This window comes from Vibrio sp. 10N.247.311.49, from assembly GCF_041467655.1.
GTDB lineage: Bacteria > Pseudomonadota > Gammaproteobacteria > Enterobacterales > Vibrionaceae > Vibrio > Vibrio crassostreae_C.
On sequence record NZ_JBFSVA010000001.1, the window covers coordinates 311,092 to 326,834 of the forward strand.

The window sequence follows — 15,743 nt, forward strand, 5'->3', positions numbered from 1 at the left end:
GTATTTCTTCTATTACATATTTAAATATAAAAGTGAGATGAATAGTTGAAAATTCAGAGCAGTATTTCTATTGAATTTATAATAATTATTAAGAATATCTTAAAAAATGATATGTGACAGATGGAGTAGTCAACTTATGTAGACTATTCTTCTATTGATTAGTTCATTAACAAAAAGCTATTTTTCTCGGAATGATATGTTGCATTGTTGCTCTTGGTGAGTACAATTGCGGCTACCTGATGCGAGGTGTTGGTTAATTTGTTGTTAAACTCTGGTTTACACGGTTAATAATGTTATCGCACGTAGAGGTGCAATTATAAAAAGTAACTTCCGTTGGGGTGATGCCAATGAACGGGAATGAAAGGTGTAATTGCCGAAGTAAATTGTATATCTAAGCAATTTGCTGGGGTTGTGCTCAATAGGTACAACACTGCCATAGTCTTAATTTTAAACTATGGAGCGCTACTGTAGGGTTGGGTGAAGTGTTCACTTCCCTTTCGCTTAGTTCAACATGAGCTTGGTCAGCCGTATCAAGTTTGTCTGCAGTAGATCTCTAGCCAAATAAAAAACTGGTTTTTGAAGATCATGAATTTAATAGATTTTGCAACATCACCTTTATCTTTGCTTCCGCCCCTTGTGGCTTTGAGCCTTGCTATTGTTACCCGCCGTGTATTGGTTTCTTTGGGTGTCGGTATCATCATGGGTGCGATTCTACTTGCTGATTACTCAGTAGGTAACGCAGCTAGCTACGTGTTTACTAAAGCATCTGGTGTTTTCATCGAAGATGGTGGCATCAACACTTGGAACATGAGCATCATTGCATTCCTAATTATTCTTGGAATGACAACGGCATTATTAACACTGTCTGGCGGCACTCGCGCATTCGCGGAGTGGGCACAGTCTCGCGTTAAGAGCAAACGTGGTTCAAAACTACTTGCTGCTTTCTTAGGTGTATTCATCTTTGTTGATGACTACTTTAACAGCCTAGCGGTTGGTGCTATCTCTCGTCCTGTAACAGACCGCTTCTATGTATCTCGCGCTAAGCTTGCTTATATCCTAGATTCAACTGCTGCTCCTATGTGTGTGATCATGCCTGCTTCTAGCTGGGGTGCTTACATCATCACGATCATTGGTGGCATCTTAGTGACACACGGTGTGACAGAGTATTCTGCACTGGGTGCTTACGTTCGTCTTATCCCAATGAACTTCTACGCTGTATTCGCACTACTAATGGTGTTCGCAGTAGCATGGTTCGGTCTAGACGTTGGTAAGATGCGTGAGCATGAGATCGAAGCATCTCAAGGCCGTGGCTTTGAAGGTGACAACGATCAAAAGCAAGCTCACGATCTAAACGAAGAGTTAGATATCGAAGAGAGCGAAAACGGTTCAGTTTCTGATCTTGTTATGCCAATCGTATCGCTAATTGTAGCGACTGTAGCTGCGATGCTTTACACAGGCGGTCAAGCGTTAGCTGCTGATGGTCAAGCGTTTAACCTACTTGGTGCATTCGAAAATACAGATGTTGGTAAATCTCTTGTTTACGGTGGTGTTATCGGCTTACTAGTAGCACTAGCGACAGTATTCAAGCAAAAGCTATCTATGGCCGATATCGCAAGAACAATGTGGATTGGTGCAAGCTCTATGTTTGGCGCAATCCTAATCCTTGTATTCGCATGGACTATCGGTTCTGTAATCGGCGACATGAAAACAGGTTCGTACCTATCATCTCTAGTAACGGGCAGCATCGATTACCACTGGCTACCAGTTATCTTGTTCCTTCTAGCGGGCGTTATGGCGTTCTCTACAGGTACTTCATGGGGTACGTTCGGTATCATGCTACCTATCGCAGGTGACATGGCTGCAGCATCGGATATCGCACTGATTCTTCCTATGTTAAGTGCGGTTCTAGCGGGTGCAGTATTTGGTGACCACTGTTCTCCAATCTCTGATACGACGATTCTGTCTTCTACTGGTGCTCGTTGTAACCACATCGACCACGTCTCGACTCAGCTTCCATACGCGTTGTCTGTAGCGTTCGTATCGTGCATTGGTTTCATCACTCTAGGTATGACATCTTCAATTGGCATCGCATTTGGCGCAGCGTCTCTAACGTTTGTTGCTGTATGTTTTGCATTGGCTTACTTCTCTCGCTGCAAAATGGCGACGTGCAAAAGCTAAAATTGAAAGTTAATCAGTAAACTATCAGGGAGGCGTTTGCCTCCCTTTTTTGTGCCTGTTAATTTAATTTTAAGTTTCGTGAAAAAAGTTCGAATAAATGGTTGAAAAAGGATGTCAGCTTAGTTAGTGTGGAGACAAGACAGCAAACAACCTAAGAGCTGATAAGTATGCGTAAATTAGTAATGAACATTCATCACCATCATCACCCTATCTAGTCTTTCGGGGAGATTTACGTATACCCGGGAGCAAGATTACTCCCGGAGGTTAAGTCAAAAGAATTTAGATTTAAACCCTCGGGATGACAAAGTCCCCGAGGGTTTTTTAGTTTTAGCGCTTTTAAATAATCAATAAATTCAAATATTTGCACAGGGATACAGCAATGCAGACACAACGCCTAAGAATCGCAATTCAAAAGAAAGGTCGCTTAAGTAAAGAGTGCCAAGACCTACTTAAAAAATGTGGTGTTAAATTTAATATCATGGGTGAGCGCCTAGTGGTTCACTCACTAAATATGCCAATCGACTTGTTACTCGTTCGTGATGACGACATCCCAGGTCTTATCATGGATGGTGTAGTTGACCTTGGTTTCATCGGTGAAAATGAACTAGAAGAAGTTCGTCTAGATCGTGTTGCTCTTAAAGAGCCTTCAGAGTTCCGCACACTACGTCGTTTAGACTTCGGTGGTTGCCGCCTTTCAATCGCTATTAATAAAGACGAAGAATACAACGGCCCACAAGACTTAGCGGGCAAACGTATTGCGACAACCTACCCACAACTACTTAAAGCCTACATGGACGAGCAGGGTGTTGAGTTCAGCACTTGTATGCTAACAGGTTCGGTTGAAGTCGCGCCTCGCGCTGGCCTTGCAGACGCTATCGCTGATTTAGTTTCTACAGGTGCAACGCTTGAAGCGAACGGCCTAAAAGAAGCAGAAGCTATCTTCCAATCGAAAGCAACACTGATTCAACGTGTTGGCGACTTCGACGCAGACAAGACCGCACTGATTGAAAAACTACTGACTCGTATGCAGGGTGTTCAACAAGCGAAAGAGTCGAAGTACATCATGCTTCACGCGCCAACCTCTCAACTAGAGCAGATCAAAGCACTACTGCCTGGTGCTGAAGATCCAACGGTTCTTCCTCTATCTACAGACAAAGACAAAGTTGCCGTGCACCTAGTAAGTACAGAGAACTTGTTCTGGGAAACAATGGAACAGCTGAAAGAGTTGGGTGCAAGCTCGATTCTAGTATTACCAATCGAAAAAATGATGGGGTAGTGACGATGAGAACCGTTGTTTGGCAATCTTTAAGTGAATCACAGCAAGACTCGGTATTAGAGCGTCCAGCTATTACTGAAGGTGCAAACATCACAGCGACTGTTTCTGATGTTATTGCAAAAGTACGAAATGAAGGCGATGCCGCGCTTAAAAAGCTGACTGCAAAGTTTGATGGTGTAACTCCAGAATCTATCCGAGTCAGTTCGGGTGAGATTGAAGAGGCGTGTGCTCGTCTAACACCAGAGATGAAGCAAGCGTTAGAGCAAGCTTATAGCAACATTGCTAAGTTTCACGAAGCTCAAAAGCCGCAGCCAATTAAGGTTGAGACACAGCCTGGTGTTGTGTGTGAGCAAGTGACGCGCGCGATTAATACTGTTGGCCTTTATATTCCCGGTGGCAGTGCGCCACTACCGTCAACGGTTCTTATGTTAGGTGTTCCTGCTCAAATCGCAGGTTGTCGTAAGGTTGTGCTTTGTTCACCTCCGCCAATCGCTGATGAAATCTTGTATGTCGCTAAGCTTTGTAAGATCGACGAAGTTTACAACGTTGGTGGTGGTCAAGCGGTTGCAGCAATGGCTTACGGTACCGAGAGTGTGGCTAAAGTCGATAAGATCTTCGGCCCAGGTAATGCCTACGTTACGGAAGCAAAGCGCCAAGTGAGTAATGACTTCCGCGGAGCAGCTATTGATATGCCAGCTGGCCCATCTGAAGTGTTAGTGATTGCTGATGAAACGGCTGATGCAGACTTCATTGCAGCGGATTTGTTGAGCCAAGCGGAACACGGGCCTGACTCTCAAGTAGTATTGGTAACTCCATCTCCAGTGGTTGCAGACCAAGTAACAGAAGCGGTTCAAAAGCAACTGAAAGAACTGTCTCGTGCGAACATCGCTCAGCAAGCATTGGCTTCAAGCTTAATCATCATTGCTGAATCGATCACTCAAGCGATTGCGATTTCGAATTTCTACGGTCCTGAGCACTTGATCGTTCAAACCAAGAACCCACGTGAATTGCTGCCATTGCTAGATAATGCAGGCTCAATTTTCCTTGGTGACTGGTCTCCAGAATCTGCAGGTGACTACGCATCCGGCACAAACCACGTTCTTCCGACTTACGGTTATACCAAGACGTATTCAAGCCTAGGTTTGGCTGATTTCTCTAAGCGAATGACGGTGCAGGAGCTAACAGCCGATGGGTTGAAAGGCCTAGCGCCAACAGTAGTAACAATGGCGGAAGCCGAAGGTTTGGATGCACACAAACGCGCTGTGACTATCCGAGTTGAAAAGTTAAATAAAGCGAAATAAGGGTAGGGCATGGAAAAGTTAGCAAGAAAACAAGTTCAGGCTCTAACACCTTACTTGTCTGCAAGACGCATAGGCGGTACTGGTGATGTATGGCTAAACGCCAACGAATCTCCGTTTGATAACGAGTACAACCTGAACTTGTCTCGTCTTAACCGTTACAGCGAATGTCAGCCAAAAGAGCTGATTGATGCTTACGCTCAATACGCAGGCGTGAAATCAGAGCAAACACTGACGACTCGTGGTGCTGACGAAGGCATTGAGTTATTGATTCGTGCTTTCTGTGAGCCGAACGAAGACGCTATTCTTTACTGCCCGCCTACTTACGGTATGTACGCAATCAGTGCAGAGACGATTGGTGTTGAGCGTAAAGTTGTGCCTCTTACTTCTGAATGGCAATTGGATCTTCCAGCTATCGAAGCTCAGCTCGACAACGTAAAAGTGGTGTTTGTTTGTAGCCCAAATAACCCAACCGGTAATTTAGTTGATCGTAAAGACATCATCAAGCTGCTTGAAATGACACAAGACAAAGCGATTGTGGTGATGGATGAAGCGTATATCGATTTTTGTCCAGAAGCGTCAACCGTTGATTTGCTTGAGCAATATCCAAACCTAGCGATTCTGCGCACCTTGTCGAAGGCCTTTGCTTTGGCGGGCTTACGTTGTGGCTTTACGCTAGCGAATAAAGAGCTTATCGATGTACTGTTGAAAGTGATCGCTCCTTATCCTGTGCCAATCCCTGTTGCTGACATTGCCGTTCAAGCTCTCTCAGAGCAAGGACTAGCGCGAGCTAAGTTCCAAGTTCTAGATTTAAGTGCTAACCGAGCGTATTTGCAGGCGGGTCTATTAGGTATGCCTCAAGTGACGGTTTTTGATGGCTGGGGTAACTACTTACTGGTGAAATTCCCGAACGGCGATGAGTTATTTAAAGCGGCTTGGGATACGGGCATTATTTTGCGTAATTCACCTATTGAAGACTGTGTTCGTATTAGTATTGGTAACCGCGAAGAGTGCGAAAAGACACTTGGATTCATTCGTAACTTTTATCAGTAATGAAAGGCTTACCAGTAATAACATTTGCCAGTTTGAGTTGATTAATTGGGCTGGCAAGTGAAACCAATATTTTGGGTTAGCGTTTGATTTTAGCTAGGCCACCAGATTTAAAATTAAAAGGAAGTTCAAGTGAGTAAACAACAGAAAATACTTTTTATAGACCGTGACGGCACCTTAATTGTTGAGCCGCCAGTTGACTTTCAAGTAGACCGTTTAGACAAGCTAAAATTCGAACCGCGAGTAATTCCTAGCCTGCTTGCTTTGCAAGATGCTGGTTACCGCTTAGTAATGGTCACTAACCAAGATGGTTTAGGTACCGATAGCTACCCACAAGAAGATTTCGATGCACCACACAATATGATGATGGAGTTCTTCGAATCTCAAGGCGTTAAGTTTGACGACGTGCTTATTTGCCCTCACTTTGACGAAGACAACTGCTCTTGCCGTAAGCCTAAACTGGGTATGGTTAAAGAGTACCTACAAGGCGGTAAAGTCGATTTCCAACACTCTGTTGTGATTGGCGACCGAATGACGGATCTTCAACTGGCAGAGAACATGGCAATCCGCGGTATTCAATATAGCCCGGATGCGGAAACTGAAGGCACGCTTAACTGGCCACAAATCGTTAAAGATCTGACGGTTAACGCGCGTATTGCTGAAGTAGTTCGTACCACTAAAGAAACAGATATCAAGGTTGCAGTAAACCTTGATGAAACCGGTGGCAACAAGATCGATACCGGCATGGGTTTCTTCGACCACATGCTTGATCAAATCGCGACACACGGTGGTTTCCAAATGAACCTGACTGTGAAAGGCGATCTGCACATCGATGATCACCACACAGTAGAAGATACCGCTCTTGCTTTAGGCCAAGCATTGAAAGATGCACTAGGCGACAAACGTGGTATTGGCCGTTTTGGTTTCAGCCTACCAATGGATGAGTGTTTGGCTCAGTGTGCGTTAGACCTTTCTGGTCGCCCATACCTGAAGTTCGATGCTAAATTCAGCCGTGAGCAAGTGGGTGATCTTTCAACCGAGATGGTGGTTCACTTCTTCCGTTCTCTAACTGATACATTGGCTTGTACGCTACACCTTTCTTCTGATGGCAATAATGATCACCACATCATTGAGAGCCTGTTCAAAGCGTTTGGCCGTACTCTTCGCCAAGCAATCAAAGTTGAAGGTAACGAGTTACCAAGCAGCAAAGGCGTTCTGTAAGGGTTCGGTATGAAAGAGCAAAAAGTCGTTATTATTGATACTGGTTGTGCCAACGTTTCATCGGTGAAGTTTGCGATTGAACGTTTGGGCTACGCAGTTGAAATTTCAAAAGAACCAGAAGTGGTTCTTGCTGCCGACAAGCTATTCCTACCCGGTGTAGGTACAGCAAGTGAGGCAATGAAGAACCTGCAAGAGCGTGACCTTGTTACCCTTGTCAAGCAAGTTGAGAAGCCTCTGCTGGGTATCTGTCTAGGTATGCAGCTGTTAGGCAAACTGTCTCAAGAGAAAGGTCAAAAGGCTGATGAGTTAGTTGAATGCCTAGGTTTGTGTGATGGTGAAGTTCGTTTACTTGAAACGGGCGACTTGCCATTACCACACATGGGTTGGAACACCGTAACGGCAACACCTAATCATCCTCTATTTAAAGACATTGAAGAAGGCGAATACTTCTACTTTGTTCATAGCTTCGCAATGCCAGTGGGCGACTACACAATCGCACAATGTGATTACGGTAATCCGTTCACTGCGGCGGTTCAAAGTGGCAATTATTATGGTGTTCAGTTCCACCCAGAGAGATCTTCGAAAGCTGGCTCTAAGCTGATTCAGAACTTCTTGGAATTGTAATAAGGATTAGGCAGCGGCTAACGTTGCCATATAAGGAATGTAAATGATTATTCCCGCGTTAGATTTAATTGAAGGCCAAGTAGTTCGCTTATTCCAAGGAGACTACGGGCAAGTAACAGAATACAAAGTAGACCCAGCAGAGCAGTTTAATCTGTACCACCAAGCTGGCGCTGGCTGGCTGCACCTTGTTGACTTAACGGGCGCAAAAGACACAACGGCTCGTCAGTTAGACTTGATTGCTAAGCTCCTTGCTAGCACGCCTGCGAACATCCAGATTGGTGGTGGCGTGCGTAACGAACAAGATGTCGTTGATCTGCTAGAAGCTGGCGCACAGCGCGTTGTGGTTGGTTCTACAGCCGTTAAGCAACCTGAGTTGGTGAAAGGTTGGATGGAGAAGTACGGCGCGGAAAAAATCGTGCTGGCTCTGGACATCAATATTGACGAAAGCGGCATACGCAAAGTGGCGATTTCAGGTTGGCAAGAAGATTCAGGTGTGACCATTGAAGCGCTGATTGAAGACTACCTCACAGTTGGTCTTAAACACGTGCTGTGTACCGATATTTCACGCGATGGCACGCTAGAAGGATCAAACGTAGAGCTCTATGTTGATCTTTGTAAGCAGTACCCACAAGTGCAATTCCAATCATCGGGCGGCATTGGCAGCCTAGCTGATATCGAAGCGCTAAAAGGCAGCGGTGTTGCGGGTGTGATTGTGGGTCGTGCACTACTTGATGGCAAGTTTACCGCAGAGGAGGCATTTGCATGTTGGCAAAGCGCATAATCCCTTGTTTGGATGTCCGTGACGGACAAGTGGTTAAGGGCGTTCAGTTCCGTAACCACGAAATTATTGGTGACATCGTTCCGCTAGCACAACGCTATGCAGAAGAGGGCGCCGATGAATTGGTATTTTATGACATCACCGCATCAAGTGATGGCCGTGTGGTCGATAAAAGCTGGGTGAAACGCGTAGCTGAAGTGATCGATATCCCTTTCTGTGTCGCTGGTGGTATTAAATCAGCAGAAGATGCAGCGCGCATCCTTGAGTTTGGTGCGGATAAAGTGTCAATCAACTCACCGGCATTGGCTAATCCACAGCTGATTACTGACCTTGCTGATAAGTTTGGCGTTCAGTGTATCGTTGTCGGTATCGATTCATACTTCGACAAAGAAACCGGTAAATATCAGGTTTACCAATTTACAGGCGATGAAGCGCGTACTAAAGCAACCAAATGGGAAACCAAAGATTGGGTGCAGGAAGTACAGAAGCGTGGCGCAGGTGAGATTGTGTTAAACATGATGAACCAAGATGGCGTTCGTAACGGCTATGATATCGATCAGTTAAACATGGTGCGTGAAGTGTGTAATGTGCCATTGATTGCCTCTGGTGGCGCTGGTGCAATGGAGCACTTTGCTGAAGCTTATAAAAAGACCAACGTGGATGGAGCACTTGCGGCTTCGGTATTCCACAAACAAGTCATCAATATTGGTGAACTTAAACAGTATTTAAAACAACAAGATGTAGAGGTGCGACTATGAGTTTTGAACCCGTAAGCTTATCAAAAACAGAAGTAGGCGCATTGTCAGAGCGTATTAACTGGGAAAAAGTAGATGGCTTAGTGCCAGCGATTGTTCAAGATTACCAGTCAAGCCAAGTGCTAATGATGGGATACATGAACCCAGCCGCACTTGAGAAAACGGGTGAAACTGGCAATGTGACGTTTTTCTCTCGCACAAAAGAGCGTCTTTGGACGAAAGGTGAAACGTCGGGCAATGTATTGCAACTGCAAAACATCGCCTTGGACTGTGACAGCGACACCTTACTGGTTAAAGTTAATCCCATTGGTCCAACGTGCCACACAGGTACAACAACGTGTTGGGATGGAGACAAGCAAGAAGAGTCTCAGATGGTGTGGCTTCATCAGCTTGAGCAGCTATTGGCTGCCCGCAAGGACGCCGATCCTGAATCTTCTTATACTGCCAGTCTATATGCCCGTGGCACCAAGCGTATTTCGCAAAAAGTGGGCGAAGAAGGCGTTGAAGTCGCGCTTGCGGCGACGTCGGGCGATAAGGCGGAGTTAGTGTGTGAATCAGCAGATTTGATTTACCACCTAATGGTTCTTCTTCAAGACCAAGGCTTATCGATGGATGATGTGGTAAACAAGCTGAAAGAGCGTCATAAGTAAGCTCTCTTTAGATTTATCGAACCGCGTAAAAGACAGACAAAAGCCCCGCAAACAAACATGTTTACGGGGCTTTTTAGTTTTTTAATTTTCAAGATTTCAAGATTTCAAGATTTCAAGATTTCAAGATTTCTAAGCCCTACGTCACTTTTCTAACCTCTGACTTTGCGTCATTCCGAGGAGCCTAAGCGACATCAGGAATCTCTTCTCTTAATCTGACTTCTTAGTCGAACGAGTTACCCGCAGCACTTCTTGTATTTCTTACCACTGCCACAAATACACGGATCATTACGGCCGATTTTAAAGCTCTCAACGGTTTGATTTAAGCGTGGGTCAATTTCTGGTTGTGTAGTTTGTTCCTGCTCTGGGAAGGTACCATCAATGTAGTACCAAAGACCGTCTTCACGTATAAAGCGAGAGCGTTCTTGCATGCAGTATTGTGCGCCTTCTTCATTGAAGTAAGCTTTAAACTCAACAAAGCCTTCGTCTTGGTGCGAGCCTACCGCAGTATCGATGACTTCTAGTCCTGCCCAATCACTGTTGATAGATTCGGCAATACCTTCTCTTTGCGCTTCTGCGTTGCAGCTAGGGTGGTAAGTCGCAACAACATAGTCAACTAAACCCAACACGTGCGCTGAATAACGAGAGCGCATCAACTGTTCAGGCGTTTCAACAGCACTGTGGTGAAGGTGCGCTGATTCACAGCACTGTTGGTAAGTATTTTTGCTACCGCATGGGCATAAAGACATAGTCAGATCCTGTAAAAATGGCCTCTATTAAGAGGCCATAAGTGAATGCGTGGGAGTTTACCAAGAAACGATCGCTCACCAAAGTTTGGTTTCTGTTGAAGTTATTGAAATTATCAAAGTGTTAGCGCGAAGTTTACTATTTCAAGGCTGGAGACAATAGCTCTTGTGCCCAAGTCATTGCTTCATCGTAAGCTTGGCCTAGTTGAGCCTCACTGAGCTTGAGAAGTTTACGAATGCGCGTTGCTTCGTCCCATCGGGCTTGTTCATAAGCAATAACCATGGCCAAAATCGCACCTAACACGCCTTTACGTTGGATAAGGGCCTGTTTAATCTCATCGTCGATTGGCACTGAGTCCAGTACTTGCTTCAACGGTTGGTCAAACAGTGAATCCAGTAGCGAGAACATACCGGTCAAAAAGGCTTGTCCTGGCTCAACCTTCACATTCATCTTCTCGACTAAGAGCTCACATTGACGCGCGCGTAATACCGCTAAACCGTAGAGTGAGTCCGGCTTGTCTTCTTTCGCTGATGCGATCGCCACAAGTGAAACGAACTTACGCAGCTTTTGTTCACCAAGGTAAATAAGCGCTTGGCGGAATGAACGAATCGTTGTTGGTGAACCGCCAGCGGAGTTTACGTAGGTAAGTAGCTTATACGACATGGTCACATCGAGCGTAATCAAACGCTCTACTTCACCAAAGTCGATAGGGTCGTGCGCAATCTCTTTTAACAGCTGAACGGTCGTCAGGAATGCCGGGTTGAGCGCACGCGTTTGGATCATCTCTGGCTTGCTAAAGAAATAACCTTGAAAGTAGGTGAAGCCTGCTTTTTTCGCTTCTTGGTATTCTTCGTACGTTTCTACTTTCTCAGCAAGGAACTTGATATCTAGCCCTTTGAGAGAGTTCATAAACATCGCTGCTTTGGCAATTGGCGTCAAACGGATATCGAACTTGATAATTGAAACGTAGGGTAAGAAGCGCTTCCAAGCTTTACTTGGCACAAAGTCGTCTAGCGCAATGGTATAACCCGCGTCAAAGATGGTTTTGATTGCTTCAAGTAATTCGTCTGTTGGTTCGCAGTCTTCAAGAACCTCAACAACGAGGCTTTCTTTGGGGAACAGAGTAGGGACTAAGTTGATTAGGCTTGCATATGGGAAGTTCACGAACCCAAGCTTATCACCCAACGTATTATAGTGGGTCGATAAGAAGTGATCGGAAAGCAAACGGCTAGTAGCGAGCTCCGGCTCTACTTCAGGGAAAGTGTTCTTAGGACCATCCCTGAATAGCAACTCGTAACCTATGGTTTTCTTGCCTGTGTCGAGTATTGGTTGACGCGCTACGTATGAATATTTCAACTTGGTACTGTGTTCGGTTTATTTCTGGTAGAGAGATAATAGCTAATTCACTAGAAATTACCATACACTTTCTAAGAAAGTCTGACCGACAATAATAATCAAAGTGAAAGTTTAAGCGTTATGTTAAAAGCTATTGCTAAACGCTCGATTCTGTAGTTCAAAACTTTGCGGCGTGAACACCAGCACTGAGCCTTGCGTATACCAATCGCCAAGTACGATACGGGTTTTAGCGCAATTGTTAGCATTAAATGTATGGATGTCTGGGCGGTGAGTATGGCCGTGGATCATCAGATCGACATTGTTTCGTTCCATCACATCTTCGACTTCTTGCTGTGTCACATCCATGATGTCGAGAGACTTGGTCTGCTTGTCATCTTTGATATCTGATTGAACCTTTGAAACAATTTTCTTCTTGATGAAAAATGGAATTCGGTTGAAGACCCATTGTAACCATGGCTGATGCACTTTTTCGCGAAAGGCGAGGTACTTTACATCTTCAGTACATAGGGTATCTCCATGCAATACTACCGCTTTTTGCCCGTAGATATCGATCGTAGAAACTTCGTCGAGAAGTTGTACGCCCGTTTGCTTAGCAAATTTTTTGCCGACTAAGAAGTCGCGGTTCCCTTGAGTAAAGTAACAAGGCACGCCTGTTTTCACTAAGTCGATAAACGCTTGGCGGATAGAAGTCGCGAATTCACTCTTATCATCGTCACCAATCCAGAATTCGAAAAGGTCACCTAATACGTAAAGTGCATCCGCTTCTACGGCTTCTTTCTTCATAAAGGCTAAGAAGCAGTCTGTGATGTCTTCTCGTGACGGAGAAAGGTGCAGATCTGATATAAAATATGTTTTCATAGGTCTAAAAAAAGGGAGCGATTCGCTCCCTATATCCTGATTTTATCGGCTCATCAATACTAACCGAAAGCGATGAATTAAGCTTCGATTGTAGTACCAGTGATGATCACTTCTTCTAGAGGTACATCTTGGTGCATACCCATAGAACCAGTGCTAACACCTTTAATCTTGTTTACGATGTCCATGCCTTCAACAACTTCTGCGAATACACAGTAGCCCCAACCGTCTAGGCTTTCGCTACGGAAGTTTAGGAAAGAGTTGTCGTTAACGTTGATGAAGAACTGAGAGCTCGCTGAATGCGGTTCCATAGTACGAGCCATTGCTAGCGTACCAACTTTGTTCGCTAGACCGTTGTTTGCTTCGTTCTTGATCGTTGCACGAGTTGCCTTTTCTTTAAGGCCAGAAGTCATGCCGCCGCCTTGAATCATGAAACCATCGATAACACGGTGGAATAGTGTGTTGTCGTAGAAACCGTCACGGCAATACTGTAGAAAGTTTGCGCTTGTTTCTGGTGCTTTTTCTTCGTTAAGTTGAACTTTGATATCACCAAAATTTGTGTGAAGGATGATCATGATTGTTACCTTACTGTCTTTTTAATATGAAGTTCGAATTCTAGCGCATGTTGGCAGACTTTCAAATCACCAAATCATTAACTTAACTCGGATGTTTGAGGTAATTCCTGCTTTTAGGGATTACCTATTAAGGTATGACTTGTTATACTGCGAGCTTATTTTGATTAATCCATAAAATAGATAGAGATCATGCTGAAGATATATAACACGCTCACAAGACAGAAAGAGGAATTCAAACCAATTACAGCTGGCAAAGTCGGCATGTATGTCTGTGGGGTAACCATATACGATCTCTGTCATATTGGTCATGGTCGTACGTTCGTTTCTTTCGACGTAGTAACTCGTTACCTTCGTTACCTTGGTTACGATTTGAATTTCGTTCGTAACATCACAGATATCGATGACAAAATCATCAAACGCGCTAACGAAAACGGTGAGTCTTGTGACTCTCTGACTGAGCGTTTAATCGGTGAGATGCACGCTGACTTTGATGCATTGAACATGAAGCGTCCAGATGTTGAGCCTCGTGCGACAGAATACATCACTGAAATCATCGAGCTTGTTGAAAAGCTGATTGAACGTGGTTTCGCATACGTTGCAAGCAACGGCGACGTGATGTTTGAAGTAAAGAAATTCGACGAATACGGTAAGCTTTCAAAGCAAGACCTTGATCAGCTTCAAGCGGGTGCTCGCGTTGATGTTGAATCTGCAAAACGCAGCCCACTAGACTTCGTTCTTTGGAAGATGTCTAAGCCAGGTGAACCTACATGGGAATCGCCATGGGGCCCGGGTCGTCCAGGTTGGCACATCGAATGTTCAGCAATGAACTCGTCTATTCTTGGTAACCACTTCGATATCCACGGTGGTGGTTCAGATCTGCAGTTCCCTCACCACGAAAACGAAATCGCACAGTCTTGCTGCGCGCACGGCACTCAGTATGTAAATACTTGGATGCACAGTGGTATGGTGATGGTAGACAAAGAGAAGATGTCTAAGTCACTAGGTAACTTCTTCACTATCCGTGACGTGCTAGCACATTACGATGCTGAAACGGTACGTTACTTCCTAATGTCTGGTCACTACCGTAGCCAGCTAAACTACAGCGAAGATAACCTAAACCAAGCTCGCGCATCACTAGAGCGTCTATACACGTCACTTCGTGGCCTAGACCTTACAGCCGCTCCTGCCGGTGGCGAAGAGTACGTGACTCGATTCTCTACAGCGATGAACGATGATTTCAACACACCTGAAGCTTATTCAGTACTGTTTGAAATGGCTCGTGAAATCAACCGTATCAAGCCTGAAAGCATTGAAAAAGCAAGCGGACTGGGTGCATTGATGCGTGAACTAGCAGACATCATCGGTATTCTTCACCAAGAGCCAGAAGCCTTCCTACAAGGTGATGCGGCAGGTAACGACGACGAAGTGGCTGAAATCGAAGCGTTGATCAAACTGCGTAACGACTCTCGTGCTTCAAAGGATTGGGCAAATGCCGACCTTGCACGTGATAAGCTAAACGAGTTGGGTATTGTTCTGGAAGATGGCCCAGAAGGTACGACTTGGCGTCGTAAGTAAATCTTATAAAAAGGGCTGATTTTCAGCCCTTTTTTCTAGCACGAATTCTCTATTTTCACCTTTTCTATCTTCAACTTTTAATTAACAGGAATATTTCTGTGGCTCAGATGTATTTTTATTACTCGGCAATGAATGCGGGTAAATCAACAACGCTTCTTCAATCTTCATTCAACTACCAAGAACGTGGCATGACGCCAGTGATCTTTACGGCAGCTTTGGACGATCGCTATGGTATCGGTAAAGTGAGCTCACGAATTGGTCTGCAATCTGAAGCTCAGCTGTTTAAAAATGACACCAACATGTTTGATGCGATCAAAAAGCTCAATGAGGAAGAAAAGCGTCATTGTGTTTTGATCGATGAGTGCCAATTTTTATCGAAGGAGCAGGTGTACCAATTAACAGAAGTGGTTGATAAGCTGCACATCCCTGTACTTTGTTACGGCCTACGTACCGATTTCCTGGGTGAACTGTTTGAAGGTAGCCGTTACTTACTGTCTTGGGCAGATAAACTTGTTGAGCTTAAAACAATTTGTCACTGTGGCCGTAAAGCGAACATGGTAATTCGTACCGACGAGCACGGTGTGGCGATTGCTGAGGGCGACCAAGTGGCTATTGGCGGTAACGACAAATACGTTTCTGTTTGCCGTCTGCACTACAAAGAAGCGTTAGGTAAATAAGCAGCTCTATTTGCTAACGCGAAAGAACGAAAAACGGTGACCAAGTGTCACCGTTTTTGTTTATTGGGCCTGTGTTTTGCTTTCTTCCAAGCCGAGCTTTTGTTTTATTTCCTGCCGAGCTTTTACTTTGT

15 protein-coding genes, 1 riboswitch and 1 other annotated feature are annotated in these 15,743 nt (G+C 44.8%); of the genes, 11 read left to right on the forward strand and 4 right to left on the reverse strand.

The window, feature by feature from the left end:
- Positions 1–295 precede the first annotated feature (295 nt).
- Positions 296–473: riboswitch (Lysine riboswitch) on the forward strand.
- Positions 474–585: 112 nt separating this feature from the next.
- The 9 genes from AB6E54_RS01380 to hisIE all read left to right on the forward strand — a co-directional run bounded on the left by AB6E54_RS01380 (position 586) and on the right by hisIE (position 9,830).
- A complete protein-coding gene (locus AB6E54_RS01380) occupies positions 586–2,178 on the forward strand; it encodes a Na+/H+ antiporter NhaC family protein (protein ID WP_372102280.1) in 1,593 nt (530 codons plus the stop codon).
- 190 nt (positions 2,179–2,368) lie between these two features.
- Positions 2,369–2,504 (forward strand) — a sequence feature (His leader region).
- A gap of 53 nt (positions 2,505–2,557) precedes the next feature.
- Positions 2,558–3,454, forward strand: a complete 897-nt coding sequence (gene hisG / locus AB6E54_RS01385; protein ID WP_017060264.1) for an ATP phosphoribosyltransferase — start codon at positions 2,558–2,560, stop codon at positions 3,452–3,454.
- Positions 3,454–4,755 (forward strand): histidinol dehydrogenase, encoded by a 1,302-nt coding sequence (hisD, locus tag AB6E54_RS01390; RefSeq protein WP_017065318.1) that lies wholly within the window; start codon positions 3,454–3,456, stop codon positions 4,753–4,755. Before hisG ends, hisD begins: the two co-directional genes overlap by 1 nt.
- A 9-nt stretch (positions 4,756–4,764) precedes the next feature.
- Positions 4,765–5,805, forward strand: a complete 1,041-nt coding sequence (gene hisC, locus AB6E54_RS01395) for a histidinol-phosphate transaminase (protein ID WP_017060266.1) — start codon at positions 4,765–4,767, stop codon at positions 5,803–5,805.
- Between the two features lie 129 nt (positions 5,806–5,934).
- Positions 5,935–7,023, forward strand: a complete 1,089-nt coding sequence (gene hisB, locus AB6E54_RS01400) for a bifunctional histidinol-phosphatase/imidazoleglycerol-phosphate dehydratase HisB (protein WP_017067390.1) — start codon at positions 5,935–5,937, stop codon at positions 7,021–7,023.
- A 9-nt stretch (positions 7,024–7,032) separates the two neighbouring features.
- Complete coding sequence (gene hisH / locus AB6E54_RS01405) at positions 7,033–7,647, forward strand: imidazole glycerol phosphate synthase subunit HisH (protein ID WP_017060268.1); 615 nt, start codon at positions 7,033–7,035, stop codon at positions 7,645–7,647.
- Positions 7,648–7,690: 43 nt separating this feature from the next.
- Positions 7,691–8,428: a 1-(5-phosphoribosyl)-5-[(5-phosphoribosylamino)methylideneamino]imidazole-4-carboxamide isomerase gene (hisA, locus tag AB6E54_RS01410; protein WP_017067391.1), complete on the forward strand. Its 738-nt coding sequence runs from the start codon at positions 7,691–7,693 to the stop codon at positions 8,426–8,428.
- Positions 8,410–9,183, forward strand: a complete 774-nt coding sequence (gene hisF / locus AB6E54_RS01415) for an imidazole glycerol phosphate synthase subunit HisF (protein WP_017060270.1) — start codon at positions 8,410–8,412, stop codon at positions 9,181–9,183. Before hisA ends, hisF begins: the two co-directional genes overlap by 19 nt.
- On the forward strand, positions 9,180–9,830 hold the full coding sequence (hisIE, locus tag AB6E54_RS01420; protein WP_017060271.1) for a bifunctional phosphoribosyl-AMP cyclohydrolase/phosphoribosyl-ATP diphosphatase HisIE: 651 nt from the start codon (positions 9,180–9,182) through the stop codon (positions 9,828–9,830). Before hisF ends, hisIE begins: the two co-directional genes overlap by 4 nt.
- Before the next feature lie 233 nt (positions 9,831–10,063).
- Here hisIE and AB6E54_RS01425 read toward each other — a convergent pair whose 3' ends face one another.
- The 4 genes from AB6E54_RS01425 to AB6E54_RS01440 all read right to left on the reverse strand — a co-directional run bounded on the left by AB6E54_RS01425 (position 10,064) and on the right by AB6E54_RS01440 (position 13,360).
- Positions 10,064–10,576: a YchJ family protein gene (locus tag AB6E54_RS01425; RefSeq protein WP_017060272.1), complete on the reverse strand. Its 513-nt coding sequence runs from the start codon at positions 10,574–10,576 to the stop codon at positions 10,064–10,066.
- Between the two features lie 136 nt (positions 10,577–10,712).
- On the reverse strand, positions 10,713–11,930 hold the full coding sequence (locus AB6E54_RS01430) for an EAL and HDOD domain-containing protein (RefSeq protein WP_372106195.1): 1,218 nt from the start codon (positions 11,928–11,930) through the stop codon (positions 10,713–10,715).
- Positions 11,931–12,053: 123 nt separating this feature from the next.
- Entirely contained in the window at positions 12,054–12,788 is a 735-nt protein-coding gene (lpxH, locus tag AB6E54_RS01435) for a UDP-2,3-diacylglucosamine diphosphatase (protein ID WP_372106196.1), read from the reverse strand.
- A 77-nt stretch (positions 12,789–12,865) separates the two neighbouring features.
- Entirely contained in the window at positions 12,866–13,360 is a 495-nt protein-coding gene (locus AB6E54_RS01440; protein ID WP_017060275.1) for a peptidylprolyl isomerase, read from the reverse strand.
- A 189-nt stretch (positions 13,361–13,549) separates the two neighbouring features.
- Here AB6E54_RS01440 and cysS point away from each other — a divergent pair, with 189 nt between their 5' ends.
- A complete protein-coding gene (gene cysS / locus AB6E54_RS01445; protein ID WP_017060276.1) occupies positions 13,550–14,935 on the forward strand; it encodes a cysteine--tRNA ligase in 1,386 nt (461 codons plus the stop codon).
- A 98-nt stretch (positions 14,936–15,033) separates the two neighbouring features.
- Positions 15,034–15,612 (forward strand): thymidine kinase, encoded by a 579-nt coding sequence (locus tag AB6E54_RS01450; RefSeq protein WP_017060277.1) that lies wholly within the window; start codon positions 15,034–15,036, stop codon positions 15,610–15,612.
- The last annotated feature ends 131 nt before the right edge of the window (positions 15,613–15,743 follow it).

Coding starts and splice junctions, on each gene's coding strand:
- AB6E54_RS01380 (WP_372102280.1), top strand. CDS start 586: ATGAATTTAATAGATTTTGCAACATCACCTTTATCTTTGCTTCCGCCC.
- hisG (WP_017060264.1), top strand. CDS start 2,558: ATGCAGACACAACGCCTAAGAATCGCAATTCAAAAGAAAGGTCGCTTA.
- hisC (WP_017060266.1), top strand. CDS start 4,765: ATGGAAAAGTTAGCAAGAAAACAAGTTCAGGCTCTAACACCTTACTTG.
- hisH (WP_017060268.1), top strand. CDS start 7,033: ATGAAAGAGCAAAAAGTCGTTATTATTGATACTGGTTGTGCCAACGTT.
- hisA (WP_017067391.1), top strand. CDS start 7,691: ATGATTATTCCCGCGTTAGATTTAATTGAAGGCCAAGTAGTTCGCTTA.
- hisF (WP_017060270.1), top strand. CDS start 8,410: ATGTTGGCAAAGCGCATAATCCCTTGTTTGGATGTCCGTGACGGACAA.
- hisIE (WP_017060271.1), top strand. CDS start 9,180: ATGAGTTTTGAACCCGTAAGCTTATCAAAAACAGAAGTAGGCGCATTG.
- AB6E54_RS01425 (WP_017060272.1), bottom strand. CDS start 10,576: ATGTCTTTATGCCCATGCGGTAGCAAAAATACTTACCAACAGTGCTGT.
- lpxH (WP_372106196.1), bottom strand. CDS start 12,788: ATGAAAACATATTTTATATCAGATCTGCACCTTTCTCCGTCACGAGAA.
- AB6E54_RS01440 (WP_017060275.1), bottom strand. CDS start 13,360: ATGATCATCCTTCACACAAATTTTGGTGATATCAAAGTTCAACTTAAC.
- cysS (WP_017060276.1), top strand. CDS start 13,550: ATGCTGAAGATATATAACACGCTCACAAGACAGAAAGAGGAATTCAAA.